Source organism: Brevibacillus laterosporus DSM 25 (genome assembly GCF_002706795.1).
Lineage (GTDB): Bacteria > Bacillota > Bacilli > Brevibacillales > Brevibacillaceae > Brevibacillus_B > Brevibacillus_B laterosporus.
Genome location: NZ_CP017705.1, coordinates 241,370 through 261,374 on the forward strand (window position 1 = coordinate 241,370; position 20,005 = coordinate 261,374).

A 20,005-nucleotide genomic window follows, 5' to 3' on the forward strand; every position below is an offset into this window, starting at 1 on the left:
CTATATACAGTTTGATTAGCCATGTTTTTTTCATTAATAGTTTACAAAAGAAAAAATCGTTTCCTTATATCTTAGGAGACGATTTTCTTCATTTTTATTTCATCCTTGTATTTTTTCTAACTTTGCACATAGCTCATGCTGCCAGTCCGTGTCATTTGTCATACTCGCAGTGATTAATTAGTCTTTTTTTTGCTAATTATTAGCCCCCACCATACAAGTAGGTATATGTATCCTAAAATTGAATAAATAGTCCACATCTCTCCTTGTTGTAATTGATCGATTAAATATTCAAACTCATTTAACCCTTCTTGTCTTTCAATCTCATGAATTAAACCTATAAAGGGAATAGTACACACAAAAATAATTGTTAAACTAGATACTATTCTTAAAACCTTTTTTTAACAAGACTGGATATAGCACTTCTTAATGTTATTAACAAAAATAAGTAATATATAGTCCAAAACCAATCTGGAAGAGTTTCCACTTGTTTTTTCACTCCTTAGAAATCTCTTATCGAGATACATCCTAAATATACAAGTCAAAGCTAATATTATTTGATGTTATCCACAAAATATATAGGGTCTTTGTTACCTAATACTAACCGATTTTTAAGGTCCAACTTTTTCGTGTCTCTTATAGAAATCACTGTTTTTTTATCAACATAAGATCTTGTAAAAACTTCTTCTGTCTCATAGTCCACATTTAGAATATCTTCATTTATACCTTTCTGTATTACATTCATAGTTGGTACATCTTTTTCAAAAGAAATTTCAGCAAGAATATCAGTTTTCTTGTAGTCTGCTTTTATTTCCATATCCACGAGAATACGTTTTTTATCAAGCATGACATTTTTTTTGTATTTAACATTTTCTATGTTTTCGGAAAAACCTGATAGATTTACAGGATATGAATGGACGTTTAAATCACTATCTATTTCTACTATATCGCCGTTTTTCATAAATATGTACAATTTCTGATCTTCGCTTGTATAAGTAAAATAATTAGGTATTTGATCTAGCGTAACTTCTTTTAAAGCTTCTAAATTTCGATTAAATTTTTTAAGTTGTATACTGTTTTTTGTACTACTAAGAGTTTTATTAATTCCTACAACAATTATATAATTATCTAGCGTAGTAACAGTATGTGCTCTATAATTCTCAAGGGATTCAATGCACTTGTTCAATTTAATGTCACAAACTTCATTATTATTATTCTTATCAAGAACCGTTATTATGTATTCAGATTTATCATCTTTGTGATATTTCTCTATAAACTTGTTTTGATTTGTATCAAATAAAGACAATTCTTTTTTCTTTGGGTTGTACTTCATTACCTTTGTATCATCGGAATAAGCTCCGCTAGTAAAAAAGAAATTATCAGAATAATAAAAAACATCGGAAGGAGCGAAATGTTTATCTCTTATCATGAAATTCTTAATGACTTTGCCGTCATCATCAACTTCTGATATATATCCCTCTTTCCCTAAAGGATTAATAAAATGGAATAATAGATAATCACCTTTGTTATCTGTTGAAAATTTCGTCAGATCATCTAACGGTTTATCCTGAACACATCCCCCGAGAAATATCGTAGAAATACAAAAAACAATAAGAGAATTTTTCATTTCGCTTCTCCCTCTATAAAAATTACCATTGTGGGCGTGTCGGAAAATATTTTTCGACACGCCTATTAACATGATTTAATACTTTAAATTAATATGGATCGCTAATATATTCCACTACATCCCAATCCGATATTATGCTAGCTGGAAGTACAATACCTAGGTATTCGTCTACTGAACCTATTCGGAAACCAGCATATTCCCAAGCTTTAAATACTAATTTAGAGCAGTACCAATTAGATTCGTTATTTAGGGAAGTTTTCAATTTATAGGGCTTACCTATTTGATCTCTGGCATAAGAAACCGCTTTTCGATAATCGGAAGCTGAAGCACCTTTGACATAATACTGTGCTTCGTCATCAACAGTTCCACCGTGGGATATACATTACATCCTTATGTAGTTTATATCCATTTTTTCTTTTGCGGTTTCAATTAGACTTTCCTTTTTTTTCTTAATTCTATGAACCGGTTCGTAAAAAACATATCATATACAAAAAGGGAATTTTGTAGAATTTTGTCGCATAGTAACATTTTAAAAAAATGTTCATTTTTTGTTCACTTTTTTCCATATTTTTTTAAAATAGCATATTGTTTTTATTTTTAGAGGTATACCAATGAAATTCAAATCAATTTTAGTACTATTTTTTATATTATTTATGGCTATTGGAGTTATTAATTGGCTAATTCCCCTAAAATAAATGTAAAGTATTAGGCTTATTAGACATTGTTCTGAACTCTCTATACAATCCGTGTAATATATTAACTTTAACAAAAAAAGAAGCTCAACTTGCAGCCTCAGAATTTGAGAAAAAAATAATGGGCGGGTTTGAGCAAATAGACATTCCCCTTTCAGAGTATTTATTAATCTGGCTGAATGAATATAAACAAGGGACAATTCGAAAAAATACCTTTGTACTCCACAAAAGGAATATCGAGAAACATATCATTCCTTTTTTCGGCCGGATATTATTAGAAAAAGTAAAACCTATTATGTATCAGAAATTTTTGAATCAACTATTTGATAAAGGCTACAGCAAACGCTCAGTTGAGTTAGTACACTCTACCATGCATAATGCAATGAGCAGAGCTGTTACATTAGGGAAGATTGAGAAAAATCCATGTATCGGTGCAACTATTAAAGGTCAACAAAAAGTACAGACTTTAAAATTTATGGAGTCAAAAGATATACCCTTTTTTTTGCAACAAGCTTATCAATATAATTACATCTATTGGATTTACTTCAAGCTTTTAATTGAGACAGGGATGCGAAAAGGTGAAGCTGCTGCACTTCAATGGTCTGACATTGATTTAAAACAAATGACCATCAGCATCAACAAAACGCTCGATTTTTCTGCCACGGATAGACGTGAGCTCTTTGGTGATACAAAAACCTATCACTCTGTTAGAACGATTCATATTAGTAAAAACTTAGTTAATGATTTGATCAATCATGCAAAATATCAAAATCAAAACAAGTTAGCGCTAAACGATCTCTACCATCACGATCTTAACCTGGTTCTATGTAGAAATGATGGGAGCTTCATTCCTAAATCTTCTCTATTCAACGCATTCTCAAGGATTTTAACAAGAGCAGGCATCCTCTCAATGCCCATTCATTCTTTACGACACACTCACGCAGTTTTGCTTTTAGAAACAGGAGTAGATATGAAATACATTCAAGAGCGTCTCGGACACGGCAACCTTCGAATCACATCAGACGTATACGCCCACATATCTAAAAAAATCGAAACTGATTCGATAAGCAAATTCGAAGAGTATATGCAAAATATTTACGACTAATTGAAAAAAATGTGGGTGTTTTGTGGGTGCGTATGTGGGTGCAGACTTTTTCAACCCTATAACCCACAAACAAGAAAAACCCTCACGCCTACAGGCGCAAGGGTTCTGACGATTAATACGTATTCATGTATTGGCTACGCTCCCACTCGTGAACACGTGTACGGAACATATCCCATTCGATTTCTTTCGCTTCAATGAAGTGTAACGATGCATGCTCACCAAGCGCTTCACAGATAACACTATCCGCTTTCAGACACTCGATCGCCTCTTTTAACGTAGATGGCAAGCTATCAATACCGTTTGCTTCGCGATCAGCTTCATTCATCACATAGATGTTACGATCAACAGCAGGTTGCAATTTTAATTTGTTCTTAATTCCATCCAAACCGGCTTTTAGCATAACGGCTAATGCCAAGTATGGGTTCGCTGCTGGATCAGGATTACGCACTTCTAAGCGAGTGCCCATTCCACGTGAAGCAGGAATACGTACTAATGGAGAACGGTTTTTTGCAGACCATGCCACGTAGCAAGGCGCTTCATAGCCTGGCACGAGACGCTTGTAAGAGTTAACTAGTGGATTCGTAATTGCCGCAAACCCTCTTGCATGCTTCAACAGACCAGCTAGATAGTATTTTGCTGTTTGACTTAGACCTAGCTCATCAGATTCATCATAGAATGCATTTTCTTTACCAATAAATAAAGATTGGTGAGCATGCATACCAGAACCACTTACACCAAACATCGGCTTTGGCATAAAGGTTGCGTGCAACCCATGTTGACGAGCAATCGTTTTAACAACCAGTTTGAACGTTAGAATTTGATCAGCTGCTTGCAAAGCATTTGCATATTTAAAATCAATTTCATGTTGTCCTGGTGCTACTTCATGGTGAGAAGCTTCAATTTCAAAACCCATTTTCTCCAAGGTTAACACGATATCACGGCGACAGTTTTCACCCAAGTCTAATGGTGCGAAGTCAAAATATCCACCTTGATCATTCAAATCGAGAGTAGGTTCGCCTTTCTCATCAATTTTAAACAAGAAGAATTCAGGCTCTGGACCAACATTAAAATCCGTAAAGCCTAGCTCTTCTGCTTCTTTCATTACCTTTTTCAAAATATAGCGGGGATCACCTTCAAACGGCTTACCATCCGGCATATACACATCACAGATCAAACGAGCCACTTTTCCGAATTCAGTTCCCCACGGGAATACTACCCATGTGTCAAGATCTGGGAAAAGATACATATCAGACTCTTCAATGCGCACGAAACCCTCAATGGAAGATCCGTCAAACATCATTTTGTTGTCTAACGCTTTTGGCAATTGAGAAATCGGAATCTCAATATTCTTACTGATACCCATTAGATCAGTAAATTGCAAACGGATATACTTCACATTCTCTTCATCAGCAAAACGCATAATGTCTTCTTTCGTATAACGGCTCATTCTCTCTTCCTCCTCGACCAAATCCATTAATTTTTTGTACCCATCTATCTAGTGGAAGAACCTAGAAAGTTCTCCACGAATCAATGCCGATTCACCTAAGCGATTGGCACTGGGGTTTATCACTTGTTGTTTCAATAATTGCAATAGTTCCTTCTTCTCCATTTGTGGACGAGCTGCCGTTTTGTCTGGTAGGATCGGCGCTTCTACCACAGGCTCTTTCATTTGGATCACCTGTTTAATTCCAGCGATATTTAGGCCCTTATCAATCAGTTCTTTAATTTCTAACAGACGATCTACATCATTAAACGAGAATAACCGCTGCTTTCCGTCTGTGCGAACTGGTGTAACTAACCCGTGTTGTTCATAATACCGGATCTGTCGGGCAGTCAGATCTGTTAACTTCATGACGATACCTATGGGAAAAAGGGCCATGTTGCGACGAATTTCATCACTCATCTTGCTTCCCCTTCCTGCCAATCAATTTATTCAAATTTGTTATGTTCAAATTCTAACTGATAGCAGATTATCTGTCAATACATGTTAGATAACCTGACATGACTTTTTTAATTTAAGAAAAAAACATGTCCTCGACTATCTCTTGACTACCTTATACACGGTAGACAGTAAGACAATCAGAGAACATGCTCCCTTTTACGGTATTATCTTATCAATTTTAATGATTGCTCGATCCCATACATTTTCACATACTCTTCCAAAATTTGCTTTGCAATTGGTCCAGACATATCAGCGCCATGTCCGCCACCTGGTACAACTACAGCAAATGCAATTTGCGGGTTATTAACAGGTGCATATCCAACAATCAACGCATTGTCTGTGTTTCCACCAGTTTGTGCTGTTCCTGTTTTAGCTGCCACAGGAAAAGGAAAATCTTTAAAATTCCGATACGCAGTACCATTGGGCTGTGTTACCTTGGCCATCCCTTCCTGAGCTACCTTTATCCACTTGGGATCTATATCCACTTTATTTATGACGTATGGCTTCACTTTGGTCAACAGTGTTCGATCTGCTGGATTACTTGCTCCCTTACGTATCTCCTTGACTACATGGGGTTTGATTCGATAACCCCCATTTGCGATTGTACTTACATACTGACAAAGTTGCATGGGCGTAAAATTATTATATTGACCGATAAATGCATCTACTAAATTCCCTAAATATTTGTCGTCCGCTCGATATCCTGTCTTCTCTCCCGGAAGATCGATTCCCGTTTTTACACCCAATCCAAATTGACTGTTATAGTAATCTAACACCTCAAATTGTTCGCTATAATGCTTGCCCTCACGATTGCCCTTTCTCGCTAGACGAAGTCCCATTTCATACATGTAGGTATTATTAGATACTTGCAAGGCCCTTCTCGCATCTACCGCACCATGTCCAGAGCGTAACCAGTTATTTTTAAATCGATTCCCGACATAAATACCTCCTCTGTCCATGATTGTCTCAGAAGGTGAAACCAGCCCTTCCTGTAATGCAAGCATGACGGATACAGGTTTTACTGTCGAGCCTGGTGCATAAGCTCCTCGAGTAATTTTATTATCTTCATAGGGCAAGATATCAGTTTTATACACTTTACTAAATGTCTCTCGATCATAATATAAATTCAAATCATAGTCAGGATAATTTGCCAAGGCTAATATTTCTCCCGTACTAGGAACCATCACCACCGCATGCCCTACTTTCAGATTTTTCTGCGAAAGACTTTTATGAAGAATCTCCTCTACTTTATCTTGAAATCTCCAGTCCAAAGTAAGAATTAGATCATTTCCCGGCTCTGCGATACGCTTTATGGTTTCATTGACAAATTCCGAATTTCGATTTACCTGTACAGCCATGGCACCATTCTTCCCCCGTAGCTGCGACTCGTAATAATTTTCTAAACCAGCTACACCAACTAATTCATTCCCAGAATATTGTTTAGATTTATACTCCTTGACAAATTGAGGATCAATTGAATTTATATACCCTAAAATGTGTGTCGCAAGTGGCCCTCCGTTCGCATCAGTTTTTACTTTCCTTAGCGGCTCCACCTCTACATAAACACCAGGTAATTCGACTAACCGCTCCTCAATCCGTGCATCTTCAAACGCTGTGATATTTCGCTTTATCTGCCTTGGCATGAAGGCGGGTACACCCATTCCTACCATACGCTCTAAAACAAGCAGTTTTCGCCATGTCTGCTCGCGTTGTAAAGCAGAGTGGCCTAGCTTTACATCTAGGAAAAAGAAGCGTGCATTTTCAATTAGCTTTCGATCACTCTGCTTAGTAACAGGTGTCTCACGTAAAATCTCCATGGAACTTTTTATTTTGCGAACGAGGTCATCTGCCTGTTTTTTTTCAAAATGATAAGGAAAAGAAATCTGCTGTTTTATAATCTCGGTAAGTAATACCCGATCATTTGAACCTTGCTCATTCGGCAAGGTCTTCCCTGTTTTTTTTCGTAACAGTTCTAGGGCCTGAGTTCGTTCTACATCGGTAAAGACATACTTGATGGGTACATGTACTTCTTTTGCTATGCTAAATAATTCAACAGGTTGTAATGGATCGATTCTCTCTGGTGAAGGTAATGCATCTAATTTTATCTGTATTTGCGTTCGCAATCTCTGACGTTCCTCAGGAGTTAACATGATAGGAAAGCTAGCCTGTAGCTGAATCCCTAAATCAGCAAGCTTCCTATCATCACCTCGCTCCTCTTGCTTCCAATCCAACAAGGTAGCCAGATCCTCAGCTACTTTCTCCTTGTTAATTTTCTCTTCTGGTTTGTCCATAAATTTCACAGTGAATACAGGCTTGTTATCAACAAGCACTACGCCATTACGATCTAAAATATGACCTCTTGGAGCCGGGATCGGAAGTTCTTTTAGACTGTATTTCTCCAATTCTTGTGCAAATAACTCTCCTTGGACAACTTGAACATATGCTAGCCGTAAAATGACAACTACAAAACAGATAAAGACAGCTAAAAACATAATATTTACACGGAATAATATTTCCGGGTCTTTTTGTCGCTGTTGGTCTGGTTCAATTTGCATGACTTCACCGCATTCCTTGTCATATATCCCTTCCTTATTAATATACCAAAATATTCCATATATTCCATCAGATTAGTGGAAAAACCTGTAATTCTTGACTAACCTTCACGATTACCACATACAAAAAAACAGCTATAAATGATGTTCATTCATAGCTGTCTGCACAATTGTATAAAAATCATAGTAAAATGCTATAAATCAAGTAAGCCTTTTGCAATCATACCATCTAAAGCTGTTAAAATTCCCACTTTTACATGCGAGTAAGTAAGACCACCTTGTACAAAGCCTAAATAAGGCGCACGTAGGGGACCATCAGCAGAAAACTCAATACTAGCACCTTGAATAAAGGTACCCGCTGCCATGATCACCTCATCGGCATAGCCTGGCATAGGACTAGGATAAGGTGTTACGTGTGAATCTACAGGTGCTGCCTTCTGAATACCTTGGCAGAAGGTTATTAATCGTTCAGCACTTCCAAATTCAACCGACTGAATTAAATCAGTTCGTGGTTCATGCCACAATGGATCAGTACGGAAGCCCAGCTTTTCCAACATTGCAGACGAGAAGATCGCCCCTTTTAACGCTTCACCTACTACATGCGGAGCTAAGAAGAATCCTTGGAACATCTCCAATAAGGAGTATAATGACGCTCCTCCCTCCGCTCCAATCCCAGGAGCTGCCATACGATAAGACGCCATTGTAACCAGATCCTCACGCCCCACAATATACCCGCCTGTTTTGACCAAGCCACCACCTGGATTTTTAATCAGCGAACCCGCCATAATATCAGCGCCGACCTGTAGTGGTTCCTTTTCTTCTGTAAATTCACCATAGCAATTATCTACAAACACGTTTAATTCAGGGCGGATTTCTTTAACAAAAGAAATCATTTCCTCTATCTTAGCAATCGTAAACGACGGGCGATCGGCATATCCACGTGAGCGCTGAATACCAATCACTTTCGTTTCGGGACGAATCGCCGTCCTTACAGCATTAAAATCAATGCTTCCATCCTCTAATAATGGTACATAGTCATAACTAATCCCATAATCCTTCAAGGAGCCTTGACCTTCCCCACGTACCCCTACTACTTCTTCTAACGTATCGTATGGTTTGCCCGTTATATATAATAAGTGATCTCCTGGGCGCAGCATCCCAAATAAACTAATAGCAATAGCATGCGTACCGGATATGATATGCGGTCGTACTAAGGCCGCTTCTCCACCAAACACCTCTGCATAAATGGATTCTAATGTAGTACGACCACTGTCATCATAGCCATATCCTGTAGATGGCGAAAAATGAAATTCATTCACTTCATGCTTTTGGAATGAGCGCAACACCTTTAATTGATTATAATCAACCAAGCGAGACACTTCCTGATGTCGCTTGGCAATCATTTCTTCTACCTCTTCCACGAGCGGGCGAAATTGCTCTCCGTGTGTAAACAGTTGAAACATGTTCTTTCTCACCTTTCTCTTACCATTCCTCTTCGTTGATAACTGGTGGATTTACCATATATGGAATCAAGCGACCATACATTGGCTCATCTGGCTTAATACGTATCGTAATATGATAAGCGGTGCCATCTTCGGAGAATTCCTGCTCCATTTCCAATCCAGCTCGATGCATCATGGAAATCACATCTCCACGTTCCATCGGAATAATCAGCTCAACACTCTCATATCCCGTCAATACAATTCCTTCTATTCTATTTAACAGACGTTGTAAATCTTGCTCGGACAATGCTGATACCTGAATCGAATCTTCAAGATGCGGTAGATACTTGTCAGAATCAAGCAAGTCAGCCTTATTATATACGACTAATCGTGGGATGCTTTCAGCTTCTAAATCCTTTAAGACTTTATCTACAACTTCCATATGAACTTCAAAGTCAGGGTGAGAGCAGTCGACCACATGTAAAATTAAATCTGCCTCTTGAACCCCTTCTAAGGTTGAACGGAAAGCTGCAATCAGAGCTGTCGGTAGGTCTTGAATAAAACCAACCGTATCCGTCAACAGTACTTCCTTTCCACTAGGCAAAGCCAGCTGACGTGTGGTTGGGTCAAGCGTAGCAAATAATTTATCCTCTTGCAATGTGTCCGCTTTTGTTAAATTATTTAGTAAGGTAGATTTGCCTGCATTCGTATAGCCAACCAGCGCGATTTGGTACACGTGGTTTTTCTTCCGACGCTCACGGTGAAGCTGACGAGTCCGCACGATATCATCTAACTGTTGCTTTAACTCGCTAATTCGACGACGAATATGACGGCGGTCTGTTTCCAATTTGGTCTCACCAGGACCACGTGTACCAATTCCACCACCCAATCGGGACATTTGGTTTCCCTGTCCGGCAAGTCGGGGTAGTAAATAGCTATATTGCGCTAGCTCTACTTGGATTTTACCTTCTCGTGAATTAGCTCTACTCGCAAATATATCTAGTATCAACTGTGTACGGTCAATTACTCGACATTCAAATAAAGCCTCCAAATTACGGTTTTGGCTAGAAGATAATTCATCATTAAAAATGACAACATCCACATCCAGACTTACTGCTAATTCAGCAATTTCCTGAATTTTACCCGTTCCTAGATACCAAGCTGAATCTACTCGATCTCGATTTTGGGTGATAACTTCTAGCACTTCAACACCGGCCGTACGTGCTAGCTCTCCCAACTCCTCCATGGACAATCGCATTCGTTCTTCATCCCGTTGATCTAATAGACAACCGACTACTATAGCTGTTTGTTGTTTATTCCATTCACTCATATATGTATCCTTCCTTCCCACGTCCCCAGACGAAAAGAACGGCATCCGCCCGCATGTGTCTAGCAAACGTATGCCCTGATTCATTCTTTTACTAACTAGTAATCAATATACCTTCTTTTTTACCCATTTGTCATCCCTTTCATCCTTCTACCATGAAATCCAGAGGGATGCGGAGCTTGATTCACCAGATTTTAAAACAAATGTTGTAGTCGTTAAACATCAGATTTTCAGTTCAAAAACGGATTACTTACCTGTAAGTCTTCTGACCGTATGTTCATTAATTCTTCCTTGCTTGGATTAGAGCTCTTTAATAAACGCATAGCTTGTGCTCGAATTGCTTTCTCCAGCAAATTCCGTATGTAACGAGCATTGCTAAATGACTCCAAAAAAGGATCGGATAGTAGATGGATCAGATGTTGTTTCATTTTTTCTTTTGCCGTAGAGGTGAGCACATATTGTTTTTCCTCGACCATAATAGAAGCAATCTCCATTAACTCCTCCACCTCATAATCAGTAAAATGAATCTGGATGGGAAAGCGCGAAGGTAGACCTGGATTAATGTGTAGAAACTCATCCATCTCCTCTGTGTACCCTGCCAAAATGCAAATAAATTCATTTTTATGATCTTCCATCGCCTTTGTTAGACAATCCACTGCTTCCTTGCCAAAATCCTTTTCTCCTCCGCGTGCTAACGAATAAGCCTCATCCACAAACAGGATACCACCCAAAGCTTTTTTTATTAAATCTCGTGTTTTCTGTGCTGTATGTCCGATGAACTCTCCCACCAGATCGGCTCGCTCCACCTCAATTAAATGCCCCTTGCTTAATATTCCCATCTCTTTGAGTACCTTTCCAAAAATCCGGGCCACAGTAGTCTTTCCTGTTCCTGGACTACCTTTAAATACCATATGATATACTTGTTGTTCTGTCTTTAATTGATGCTTTGCTCGTTCACGGTTCGTTCTAAGGAGAGCATAAATCTCGTACATGACAAGCTTTGCCTCATCTAATCCAATCATTTTTTCCAGCTCATTAATAACTGATTTGATTTGATCATTAGCTGTAGAGCGTACCGTGTCTGCCAATGGCTCTGGTTCCTTTAGCGGCTGTACCACCGGATGATGAAACACAAATTGAATTCGATGTGGTGATTCCGGCGATTCTGTAACGACCGTTTTGGTCATGGTCGCAGCCTGTTTCATGTCCCATCACCTGCCTTCCATAATCGTCTCTACAGTATACGCAGCATGCTTTAAAATCCTGTACAGAAAATCCAAAAATAAATAGCTTGATTTATAAAAAAATCCCGTCTCACCTGTTACAGTGATCCGGGAATACTTCCTATCTGTCAACTAAAACGGCTTTACCTGTGGTCGCATCAATAAAAACATTTTTATCTACCCTTTTTTCCACAAGTTGGTACACCAACCTAGGGTCCTTTCCCCCACCTACAAACTCATACACTAGCTTTACTGGATTATGACGAAGCCACTCACTAGCTCCCACTTTCGTTGACATAATAGCATTTCGATCCGGGAGCTTGACTTGCTTATTAGGTACATAAGGTTTTTCAATTGAATCTTTTATAAATGAGATTCCTTCTCCTGTAGCTGAATCTATTTTAACCGAATAGCTGATATATGAATCAACCGTCGGTAGAACCGGAATGCCTTGATAGCTTTTAAAGAAACGGAATTTATATGAGTATTCATCCTCATTACTGTATGTGAGTTGTACTTCCTTGTCCCAGGAATCAAGGTATTTCTCCAGAAAACGAATCGCTTTCTCTTTAGCATTCTCTTTAGAAATTTTCCCTTTCGCTTTAGGAGTATCCTTGGTAATTTGTAAGACACGCCCAGAACTTAATTCAGTGAAAACCGTATATTCACCCCTTTCTCCAAATTGATAAACCGCCTCGTTCTCTTTCTTACGTTGTTTATGATCATCCCAATTATTTGAATAGACTTTTAATGGCCCCTTTATTTCATACTCCCGTTTAATGAGTAGCTCTGCTTCTTGTTGAGTGCGTGCAATTACAGGCTTATTCGGTGGATCCATTTGAATCAAGGTCGGAGGATCATAATCGTAGTATGTATGATAGATCGGTTTACCCGTTATTGCGTCGAAATTATACATATCCAGGATACCTGGTGTGTATTCTAGAATCGGGCGGTCGTTTTTCGGATCAAAATGTTCTACATACCTTAATTTTATATATTTTTGTAAATAATCCCCTAATTCATGTGAAGGAATTACTTTTGATGGAAGCGGAAAAGCTGCTTTATCTACAAAAGAATCTAAACTACCCTGTCTCCAATACCCATCTAACTCGCCTTTTTCATTAATATCAATCCCGATGTAATCTCCCGATACAGGAATTTTATTAACAAATCGCTGGAAACTAATTGATCTATCTAACCCAATTTGCTTATACTCATTACTCTTTTCTCCTAGCATCTCTTGGAGAATGGCAGTTCCCCTTTGTATAAGAACAGATTTTGTTGCCCTGATCCTCTCCTCTCCTAATACGTCGAGTTTTTCCAACTCTCCACTCGTCCGATCGATCCGAATTTCTGCTGACCATCCCTCACCTTTTTCTTTTTTCTTTTCTTTCATATAAATATCGTATCTATCACTATTATCTATCGTATCTATCACTATTATCGCTCAGCTTTGTTACTTGGCCATTTTGCAGATAAGGCGCAAATTTATAAAGTGACTGTACCGTTTTTTTCGCTTCTGGAGACAATCCTTTTAATTCGGTTTCATGCTTTATAATTACTGGATGTAAAGTAACCTGCGATGTTTCCCCGATCCATGCGGACCGTGTTCCTAGCACGACCAAAGCAAAGCCACATGCTAAAGATAGGGAAGTAAACACACGACGGTTTTTCAGCTTTTTCTGACGAATCCCTTCCCAAATTTTAGCTTCCATTTGAGGAGTGAAGGGAAGCATATCTAAATTGGCCGCTCTAAACTCTTGTACTATTTTTTTATCGAATGAATCTACACCCATGACTCTCCCCTACTTTCCAGCATCTGCTTGATCTGTTGACGAGCACGCGAAAGTCTTTTCCGTACTGCCTCTTCTTTCATCTGCATAATAAATGCTATTTCTTTCATTTCCAGCTCTTGATAATAACGTAAAATAATGACTTGGCGATAATCTGGGGACAAAGACATTACCAGCTTTTTTAATTCAGTTGCTCGATTTTGCTTAAAAAATACACTTTCCGTATCATCCGTTACCTTATTTTGCGCTTGTTGTTGACTTTGCAAGGTAAGCTTTGAAAAAATCGTTCGAAACGACCAGGAACGGACATACTTCTTCGTTTCATTGATCGCAATTCGATACAACCATGTCTTAGGCTCTGATTCCCCTCTAAAACAATCCCAATTCATGTAAGCCTTCATAAACGTTTCCTGTGTAATGTCCTCTGCAATCTTTTGGTCTTTTATCATGAGATACACCATATTTAAAATCTTTTGGCCATATTCATGCATAAGAGACTCGAAAATAATCTCTTTAGACATCGTTAAAGCGATTTCCGCTTTTTCCAATGTGTTCACCCGCTTTATGTATTCTTTTTCCTCTATAAAATTAGATTCTGCTAAACAATTTTTGTGACAATGATTTTTATAGAAATACTTCCATTCAACATGAAAAACCGCCCTCATAGGAGAGCGGTTTACATCGAGCTCAGTCATTTGGGGTACTAGCGGTACTGTTCTTTAACACATCTACCTCCATTATAGAGTTAGATCATCAAAGCGAACCGGATACCACAATCTGGGTAATCATTTCATCGTCCACGGCACATCAACCTCCTATAAAGACTGTTGCGCGTTTCTAATTGGTGACCACCGAGCTCGATGATTATAGTGTAGCCACATTGAACATTTCTATACATGACTTACACATTTTTTCTAAAATCGCTAGCTGAAACTCCATATTGTTGCTTCCATACGCGTTGAAATGAGCTGACACTACCAAACCCAGCTTCAAAAGCAATTCGTGTGATTTCCCAATCAGTTGTACGTAGTAAATAAGCTGCCTCTTTTATTCGTAATTGTTGCAGATATTGTCCAGGTGTCATTCTTTTATTTTTTTTAAACTGATGAATAAAATGATATTTACTACTACCAGCGATACCTGCTATCTCTTCAAGCGTTAAGGGGTGTTTAAATTCATCATGCATATAGTCAATCGCTCTTTTGACTCCTGGATGTTCATACAGTGAGGTCACTTTAAGCTCAGTGCATGTATTATTTTTTGAATGAAGGGTAAGGAATAGTCTTGCTACCTCCCACTCCTGCTCCATTTGAAGCAATTCATCCATCGGCTCAAACAACGATCGCTGAAAAGCACGTTGGACGGTTTGCTGAAAAAGGGGGACAATCTCCGTAGATAAACTTGTGTATTCAAGTGAATGTTTTGCTCTTGCAGGCTGTTCATTTTCCCAAACTTCTTGTAAAAAATCACACTGTAAGCTAACTAACATAATAGTAGCAGGACCATAAGTAGCAAGATGGCGATGTTGTTCATCTGGTTGTACCAACAGCCTTTGCCCAGAAGCCACTCTTTGGTATCGTTTATTCCATTGAATCTCTACCTCGTTGTCGAGCGGCATGCTTACTTGCAAGTAATTGCCATGATCATGTAATTCATCGCTTTCACCTTGTTGCAAGGTAAACAGTCGAAAACCACTGTTTTTCCATTCTAGAAGCATATCCATTTATTTATATTTCCCCCAACACAATAAATGCTAGCTAATACACAATTTTTAATGTGCACCATTTTCTGAAACTTAAAAGTATCTTTACTTAATTATGCAAACATAACGACGTCATAATAGGAAAGTAGAAGCTTTTACAAATAGTCTAACATAATGAAAAAAATAGAAAAGCGTTAATCTGTATACACTGTACTAACATATTTATCTATCCATCCCTGAACATATTCAATCACATCTCGTATGGATCTGCTTTTCTGGATTCTTGTTTGATTGAGTATTTCTCTCTCGTACTCCATAACGATCAATTCTATTCAAATTTTGTATTTTTAGCCACTGGTATTTACCCTTTCAAAAATAGAAGAGTCACCATATAATACATTAGCTCTAATAAACCTATTTATGGAAGTGGTGATTTAATTGCCTTTTGGCAACAAAATTGTAAATGGTAATTTTGAAACCGGCAGCCTGATCCCATGGAGTTCTTCGAATGTAGCAATTAGTAACCTGCAGAGTCACACTGGTTCTTATAGTGCACTACTTTTTGGAAATGCAGCTAACAGTTTTTTGTTTCAAGCAGTACCTGTAACAGTTGGAGATAGTTTTGAATTCTTTCTATCGATCGCAAAAATAGGAAATTTACCAAGCCCACAAGTAGATATTGCACTTATTTATTTAAATGCAGCTTCAACCCCTATAAGTATTGGGATGAGTATTATACTTCCAATAGGCCATCTTCCCGATAATCTGAATAATAACTGGAGTACCATCTACGAAATATCTTCCGTTGTACCTGCAATGGCTACTCATGCAATGGTGATTATTCATAAGATTCCTTCTCCATCAACTTCAGATATAGTAGTTGATGACATTGTATTAGTACAAACTGGAGCAGGGACAATAGGAAATACCGGGGCTACTGGCGCTACTGGTGACACTGGCGCTACCGGGATCACCGGCGCTACCGGAGACACCGGGGCTACCGGGATCACTGGCGCTACCGGAACTATCGGCGCTACTGGTGATACTGGCGCTACTGGTGACACTGGCGCTACCGGGATCACCGGCGCTACCGGAGACACCGGGGCTACCGGGATCACTGGCGCTACCGGAACTATCGGCGCTACTGGTGATACTGGCGCTACCGGAACTACCGGCGCTACGGGTATCACTGGCGCTACCGGAGACACCGGTGCTACGGGTATTACTGGCGCTACTGGTATTACTGGCGCTACCGGAATCACTGGCGCTACTGGCATTACTGGGGCTACTGGTATTACCGGCGCTACTGGTATTACCGGCGCTACGGGTATTACCGGCGCTACGGGCATTACCGGCGCTACTGGTGACACTGGCGCTACCGGCATTACTGGGGCTACTGGTATCACTGGCGCTACCGGAGACACTGGCGCTACTGGAGACACCGGTGCTACGGGTATCACTGGCGCTACTGGTATTACTGGCGCTACTGGTATTACTGGCGCTACTGGCATTACTGGGGCTACTGGTATTACCGGCGCTACGGGTATTACTGGCGCTACTGGTATTACCGGCGCTACTGGTGACACTGGGGCTACTGGCATTACTGGGGCTACTGGTATTACCGGCGCTACTGGTGATACTGGCGCTACCGGCATTACTGGCGCTACCGGAGACACCGGCGCTACTGGTGACACCGGTGCTACTGGTATTACTGGCGCTACTGGCATTACTGGGGCTACTGGTATTACCGGCGCTACTGGTATTACTGGCGCTACTGGTATTACCGGCGCTACTGGTATTACTGGCGCTACTGGTATTACTGGCGCTACTGGTATTACTGGCGCTACCGGGATTACCGGCGCTACCGGGATTACCGGCGCTACTGGTATTACTGGCGCTACTGGTATTACTGGCGCTACCGGGATTACCGGCGCTACTGGTATTACTGGGGCTACTGGCATTACTGGCGCTACTGGTATTACCGGCGCTACTGGTATTACTGGCGCTACTGGTATTACTGGCGCTACCGGGATTACCGGCGCTACCGGGATTACCGGCGCTACGGGTGATACTGGCGCTACCGGCATTACTGGCGCTACCGGAGACACCGGCGCTACGGGTGATACTGGCGCTACCGGCATTACTGGCGCTACCGGAGACACCGGCGCTACTGGAGACACCGGTGCTACTGGTATTACTGGCGCTACTGGTGACACTGGGGCTACTGGCATTACTGGGGCTACTGGTATTACCGGCGCTACTGGTATTACCGGCGCTACTGGTATTACCGGCGCTACTGGTATTACTGGCGCTACTGGTATTACTGGCGCTACCGGGATTACCGGCGCTACGGGTGATACTGGCGCTACCGGCATTACTGGCGCTACTGGCGCTACTGGGGCTACTGGCGCTACCGGAGACACCGGTGCTACTGGTATTACTGGCGCTACGGGTATCACTGGCGCTACTGGCGCTACTGGTATTACCGGCGCTACCGGGATCACTGGCGCTACCGGAGACACCGGCGCTACTGGTATTACTGGCGCTACCGGGATTACTGGCGCTACCGGAACTACCGGAACTACCGGCGCTACTGGCGCTACCGGGATTACTGGCGCTACCGGGATCACTGGCACTACCGGAATCACCGGCGCTACCGGGATCACTGGCGCTACGGGTAACACCGGCGCTACCGGAATCACTGGCGCTACCGGGATTACTGGCGCTACCGGGATCACTGGCACTACCGGAATCACCGGCGCTACCGGGATCACTGGCGCTACGGGTAACACCGGCGCTACCGGAATCACTGGCGCTACGGGTGACACCGGCGCTACGGGGGCTACTGGTTCCACGGGCTCTTCTGGAACCTTTTTAAATTTCCAGGTCTCCGAAAACATTCCGAATACCAGTGGCAGTTCAGCTATAGTAATAAGTAGCACCCAAACCACATTAAAAACCATCACAGTATCAGGAAGTACCGCTACAAACCGTATTTGGTTAAGTGGAATAATTGGTTGGCAAAATGGAGCAAGTAATCCAGTAATCGAATTCCAGATTCTCCGAGGAACTACTGTTATTTTTAGTATTAATGATCAGAGAACTGGAACAAATGCGTTTGGCTCTACGAGTATAAATCATGTTGATTTAACTCCTGGGGTCGGTAATGTTACGTACACATTAGTTGGCCAAATTATTGGTAGTGGTACAGTTACCGCAATAGGAGGAATCACTTTCACTGGCGCTTTATTATAGTCTTATAGTGTGATTAATTACGATTAAATCAACTTTTTCTCCTCGTATTTACGTTCTATTTTGATTGATTCCGAAACATGTTAACGGATTTGGTCAACAGTTCGTCAACAACTCCCCTTTATATTCATTTACGTCCCTTGAAATTGTTTGCAATGTTTGCATAAGAAAAAGTCGTTTCCTTAATTAAGGGAGACGACTTTCTTCATTAATTGGAAGACAAGTTACAATACGTGGAAAAGCAATTAAGATGGCTAAAGAAATCAATGCCAAAGACTTCTTAAATCGCGGAACCGTAGCTCGAGCAATAACTTTAATTGACAAACAAAATTCAATATTAGAAAAGCAAAGTGATTTCAATGACGCTCTAACCAAGCAACTCCATAGTATACGTCAGAATCCAACTTTAGTGTCTCCCTCTTGGACTTTGTATAGAGTTATTGCAGAAGAAGTTGAATTTTGGCAAGCAGATGAAGAATGAAAGCATATTAGACTAAAGTATAACTTAGAGGAAAATAAATGGGGTAAAAAAACTGTTATGGGCTTAGTTGGTATTATTCCATACCAAGCTGCTTTGTATTCTATATGGTTCTAAATGCTGACCATGACGCATCCGCAATTCTTTTCGCAAGCTTGTGGTTCTTGATCATGTTTTCCACACGTAAGCCTTCCAAGCAAATCGTTTGATTTTCACGAATCAGTTGAGTTGACAGTTTCTGTTGCCAAGTAGCAAGCCTCTTTTCGTATTGACGAAGAATCCCGGGATTGGCTATTTTCAAACCTGTCAAAAGAATGGCAAAGTATTTGCCAGAAGGATTTTTTCTAACGGTAGCCTTCAAGTTAAAGGCTGTTTTGGGTTATTCAGACAGCACAAACAGCCGCCTCGTACAGAATGCTGGGTTTTCAATCCTCAGTTACTGTCCCTTTGTTTTTAAATATAAATAAAGACCATAATCTGTCGTGATAGAAGCGTAACCTATTTGTCGTAACATAACTGTGATATTGCCACGATGATATGTTCCATGATTCACAACATGGGGTATTAATTCGGATACACTAGTTTTCATTAAGTAAACTTCTATCCACCCAAGATCAGAAAGATAAATATGGGCCAATGCATTAGATATCGATGAAAACACACTTTTAACCTCTTGACGATAAACATCCTTTGGAAGCTCTTTTAGTCGGTTACAAATTTGTTTATTGCCCATACGTTATATTCATACAACTATCTAATAGACTTTTCCCAATTGTTATAGGCTCTGAAATTAGCTATGATAGTTGTCCATTGACCGTTGTAATTCTTCGGTTGGAAAAAATACAAAAAGAGCCGAAAATAGTATAGCGGTAA

At 40.2% G+C, this 20,005-nt stretch carries 15 protein-coding genes and 3 pseudogenes; 3 read left to right on the plus strand and 15 right to left on the minus strand.

Annotated elements, in window-relative coordinates:
• Window positions 1-99: 99 nt before the first annotated feature.
• The 3 genes from BrL25_RS26455 to BrL25_RS26460 form a co-directional block, all read right to left on the minus strand.
• A complete protein-coding gene (locus BrL25_RS26455; protein ID WP_418230117.1) occupies window positions 100-162 on the minus strand; it encodes a DUF7667 family protein in 63 nt (20 codons plus the stop codon).
• A 388-nt stretch (window positions 163-550) separates the two neighbouring features.
• A complete protein-coding gene (locus tag BrL25_RS01120; protein ID WP_018673956.1) occupies window positions 551-1,624 on the minus strand; it encodes a hypothetical protein in 1,074 nt (357 codons plus the stop codon).
• An 88-nt stretch (window positions 1,625-1,712) separates the two neighbouring features.
• The gene (locus BrL25_RS26460) at window positions 1,713-2,003 is read right to left on the minus strand and encodes a YiiX/YebB-like N1pC/P60 family cysteine hydrolase (RefSeq protein ID WP_081621654.1); all 291 of its coding nucleotides are present in this window, start codon (window positions 2,001-2,003) and stop codon (window positions 1,713-1,715) included.
• Window positions 2,004-2,389: 386 nt separating this feature from the next.
• Here BrL25_RS26460 and BrL25_RS01130 point away from each other — a divergent pair.
• Window positions 2,390-3,421, plus strand: a pseudogene (locus tag BrL25_RS01130) (tyrosine-type recombinase/integrase); the annotation flags it as partial.
• A gap of 112 nt (window positions 3,422-3,533) precedes the next feature.
• Here BrL25_RS01130 and glnA read toward each other — a convergent pair.
• The 10 genes from glnA to BrL25_RS01175 all read right to left on the minus strand — a co-directional run bounded on the left by glnA (window position 3,534) and on the right by BrL25_RS01175 (window position 15,423).
• Window positions 3,534-4,868: a type I glutamate--ammonia ligase gene (gene glnA, locus BrL25_RS01135; protein WP_018673954.1), complete on the minus strand. Its 1,335-nt coding sequence runs from the start codon at window positions 4,866-4,868 to the stop codon at window positions 3,534-3,536.
• 48 nt (window positions 4,869-4,916) lie between these two features.
• The gene (locus BrL25_RS01140) at window positions 4,917-5,324 is read right to left on the minus strand and encodes a MerR family transcriptional regulator (RefSeq protein WP_018673953.1); all 408 of its coding nucleotides are present in this window, start codon (window positions 5,322-5,324) and stop codon (window positions 4,917-4,919) included.
• 203 nt (window positions 5,325-5,527) lie between these two features.
• Entirely contained in the window at window positions 5,528-7,918 is a 2,391-nt protein-coding gene (locus BrL25_RS01145) for a peptidoglycan D,D-transpeptidase FtsI family protein (RefSeq protein ID WP_018673952.1), read from the minus strand.
• Between the two features lie 191 nt (window positions 7,919-8,109).
• Window positions 8,110-9,378 carry a methionine gamma-lyase family protein gene (locus BrL25_RS01150; protein ID WP_018673951.1) on the minus strand — a complete coding sequence of 423 codons (1,269 nt, stop codon included), beginning with the start codon at window positions 9,376-9,378 and terminating at the stop codon, window positions 8,110-8,112.
• 19 nt (window positions 9,379-9,397) lie between these two features.
• On the minus strand, window positions 9,398-10,687 hold the full coding sequence (hflX, locus tag BrL25_RS01155; protein WP_018673950.1) for a GTPase HflX: 1,290 nt from the start codon (window positions 10,685-10,687) through the stop codon (window positions 9,398-9,400).
• 227 nt (window positions 10,688-10,914) lie between these two features.
• Window positions 10,915-11,889 carry an AAA family ATPase gene (locus BrL25_RS01160; protein WP_018673949.1) on the minus strand — a complete coding sequence of 325 codons (975 nt, stop codon included), beginning with the start codon at window positions 11,887-11,889 and terminating at the stop codon, window positions 10,915-10,917.
• 139 nt (window positions 11,890-12,028) lie between these two features.
• Entirely contained in the window at window positions 12,029-13,345 is a 1,317-nt protein-coding gene (locus tag BrL25_RS01165) for a YcdB/YcdC domain-containing protein (protein WP_236848088.1), read from the minus strand.
• On the minus strand, window positions 13,326-13,703 hold the full coding sequence (locus BrL25_RS25440) for a hypothetical protein (RefSeq protein ID WP_018673947.1): 378 nt from the start codon (window positions 13,701-13,703) through the stop codon (window positions 13,326-13,328). The genes BrL25_RS01165 and BrL25_RS25440 overlap by 20 nt, the downstream gene beginning before the upstream one ends.
• A complete protein-coding gene (locus tag BrL25_RS01170; protein ID WP_026315348.1) occupies window positions 13,694-14,248 on the minus strand; it encodes a sigma-70 family RNA polymerase sigma factor in 555 nt (184 codons plus the stop codon). The genes BrL25_RS25440 and BrL25_RS01170 overlap by 10 nt, the downstream gene beginning before the upstream one ends.
• Window positions 14,249-14,601: 353 nt before the next feature.
• Window positions 14,602-15,423, minus strand: coding sequence for an AraC family transcriptional regulator (locus BrL25_RS01175; protein WP_018673945.1), 822 nt, complete (start codon window positions 15,421-15,423; stop codon window positions 14,602-14,604).
• Window positions 15,424-15,840: 417 nt separating this feature from the next.
• Here BrL25_RS01175 and BrL25_RS01180 point away from each other — a divergent pair, with 417 nt between their 5' ends.
• A complete protein-coding gene (locus BrL25_RS01180; protein ID WP_099327218.1) occupies window positions 15,841-18,657 on the plus strand; it encodes an NTTRR-F1 domain in 2,817 nt (938 codons plus the stop codon).
• 247 nt (window positions 18,658-18,904) lie between these two features.
• Complete coding sequence (locus BrL25_RS01185) at window positions 18,905-19,135, plus strand: hypothetical protein (protein ID WP_018673942.1); 231 nt, start codon at window positions 18,905-18,907, stop codon at window positions 19,133-19,135.
• A gap of 77 nt (window positions 19,136-19,212) precedes the next feature.
• On the opposite strand, the pseudogene BrL25_RS01190 reads toward BrL25_RS01185, so the two are convergent.
• Together BrL25_RS01190 and BrL25_RS01195 are read right to left on the minus strand one after the other, a co-directional pair.
• Window positions 19,213-19,493: pseudogene (locus tag BrL25_RS01190) on the minus strand (IS200/IS605 family accessory protein TnpB-related protein); the annotation flags it as partial.
• A gap of 75 nt (window positions 19,494-19,568) precedes the next feature.
• Window positions 19,569-19,882: pseudogene (locus tag BrL25_RS01195) on the minus strand (DinB family protein).
• Window positions 19,883-20,005: the final 123 nt, after the last annotated feature.

Excerpts from the sequence above, each read along its gene's own strand:
- BrL25_RS01120 (WP_018673956.1), bottom strand. The coding sequence starts at position 1,624 with ATGAAAAATTCTCTTATTGTTTTTTGTATTTCTACGATATTTCTCGGG.
- BrL25_RS01175 (WP_018673945.1), bottom strand. The coding sequence starts at position 15,423 with ATGGATATGCTTCTAGAATGGAAAAACAGTGGTTTTCGACTGTTTACC.
- BrL25_RS01150 (WP_018673951.1), bottom strand. The coding sequence starts at position 9,378 with ATGTTTCAACTGTTTACACACGGAGAGCAATTTCGCCCGCTCGTGGAA.
- BrL25_RS01185 (WP_018673942.1), top strand. The coding sequence starts at position 18,905 with ATGGCTAAAGAAATCAATGCCAAAGACTTCTTAAATCGCGGAACCGTA.
- BrL25_RS01160 (WP_018673949.1), bottom strand. The coding sequence starts at position 11,889 with ATGAAACAGGCTGCGACCATGACCAAAACGGTCGTTACAGAATCGCCG.
- BrL25_RS01145 (WP_018673952.1), bottom strand. The coding sequence starts at position 7,918 with ATGCAAATTGAACCAGACCAACAGCGACAAAAAGACCCGGAAATATTA.
- BrL25_RS01140 (WP_018673953.1), bottom strand. The coding sequence starts at position 5,324 with ATGAGTGATGAAATTCGTCGCAACATGGCCCTTTTTCCCATAGGTATC.
- hflX (WP_018673950.1), bottom strand. The coding sequence starts at position 10,687 with ATGAGTGAATGGAATAAACAACAAACAGCTATAGTAGTCGGTTGTCTA.
- BrL25_RS25440 (WP_018673947.1), bottom strand. The coding sequence starts at position 13,703 with ATGGGTGTAGATTCATTCGATAAAAAAATAGTACAAGAGTTTAGAGCG.
- glnA (WP_018673954.1), bottom strand. The coding sequence starts at position 4,868 with ATGAGCCGTTATACGAAAGAAGACATTATGCGTTTTGCTGATGAAGAG.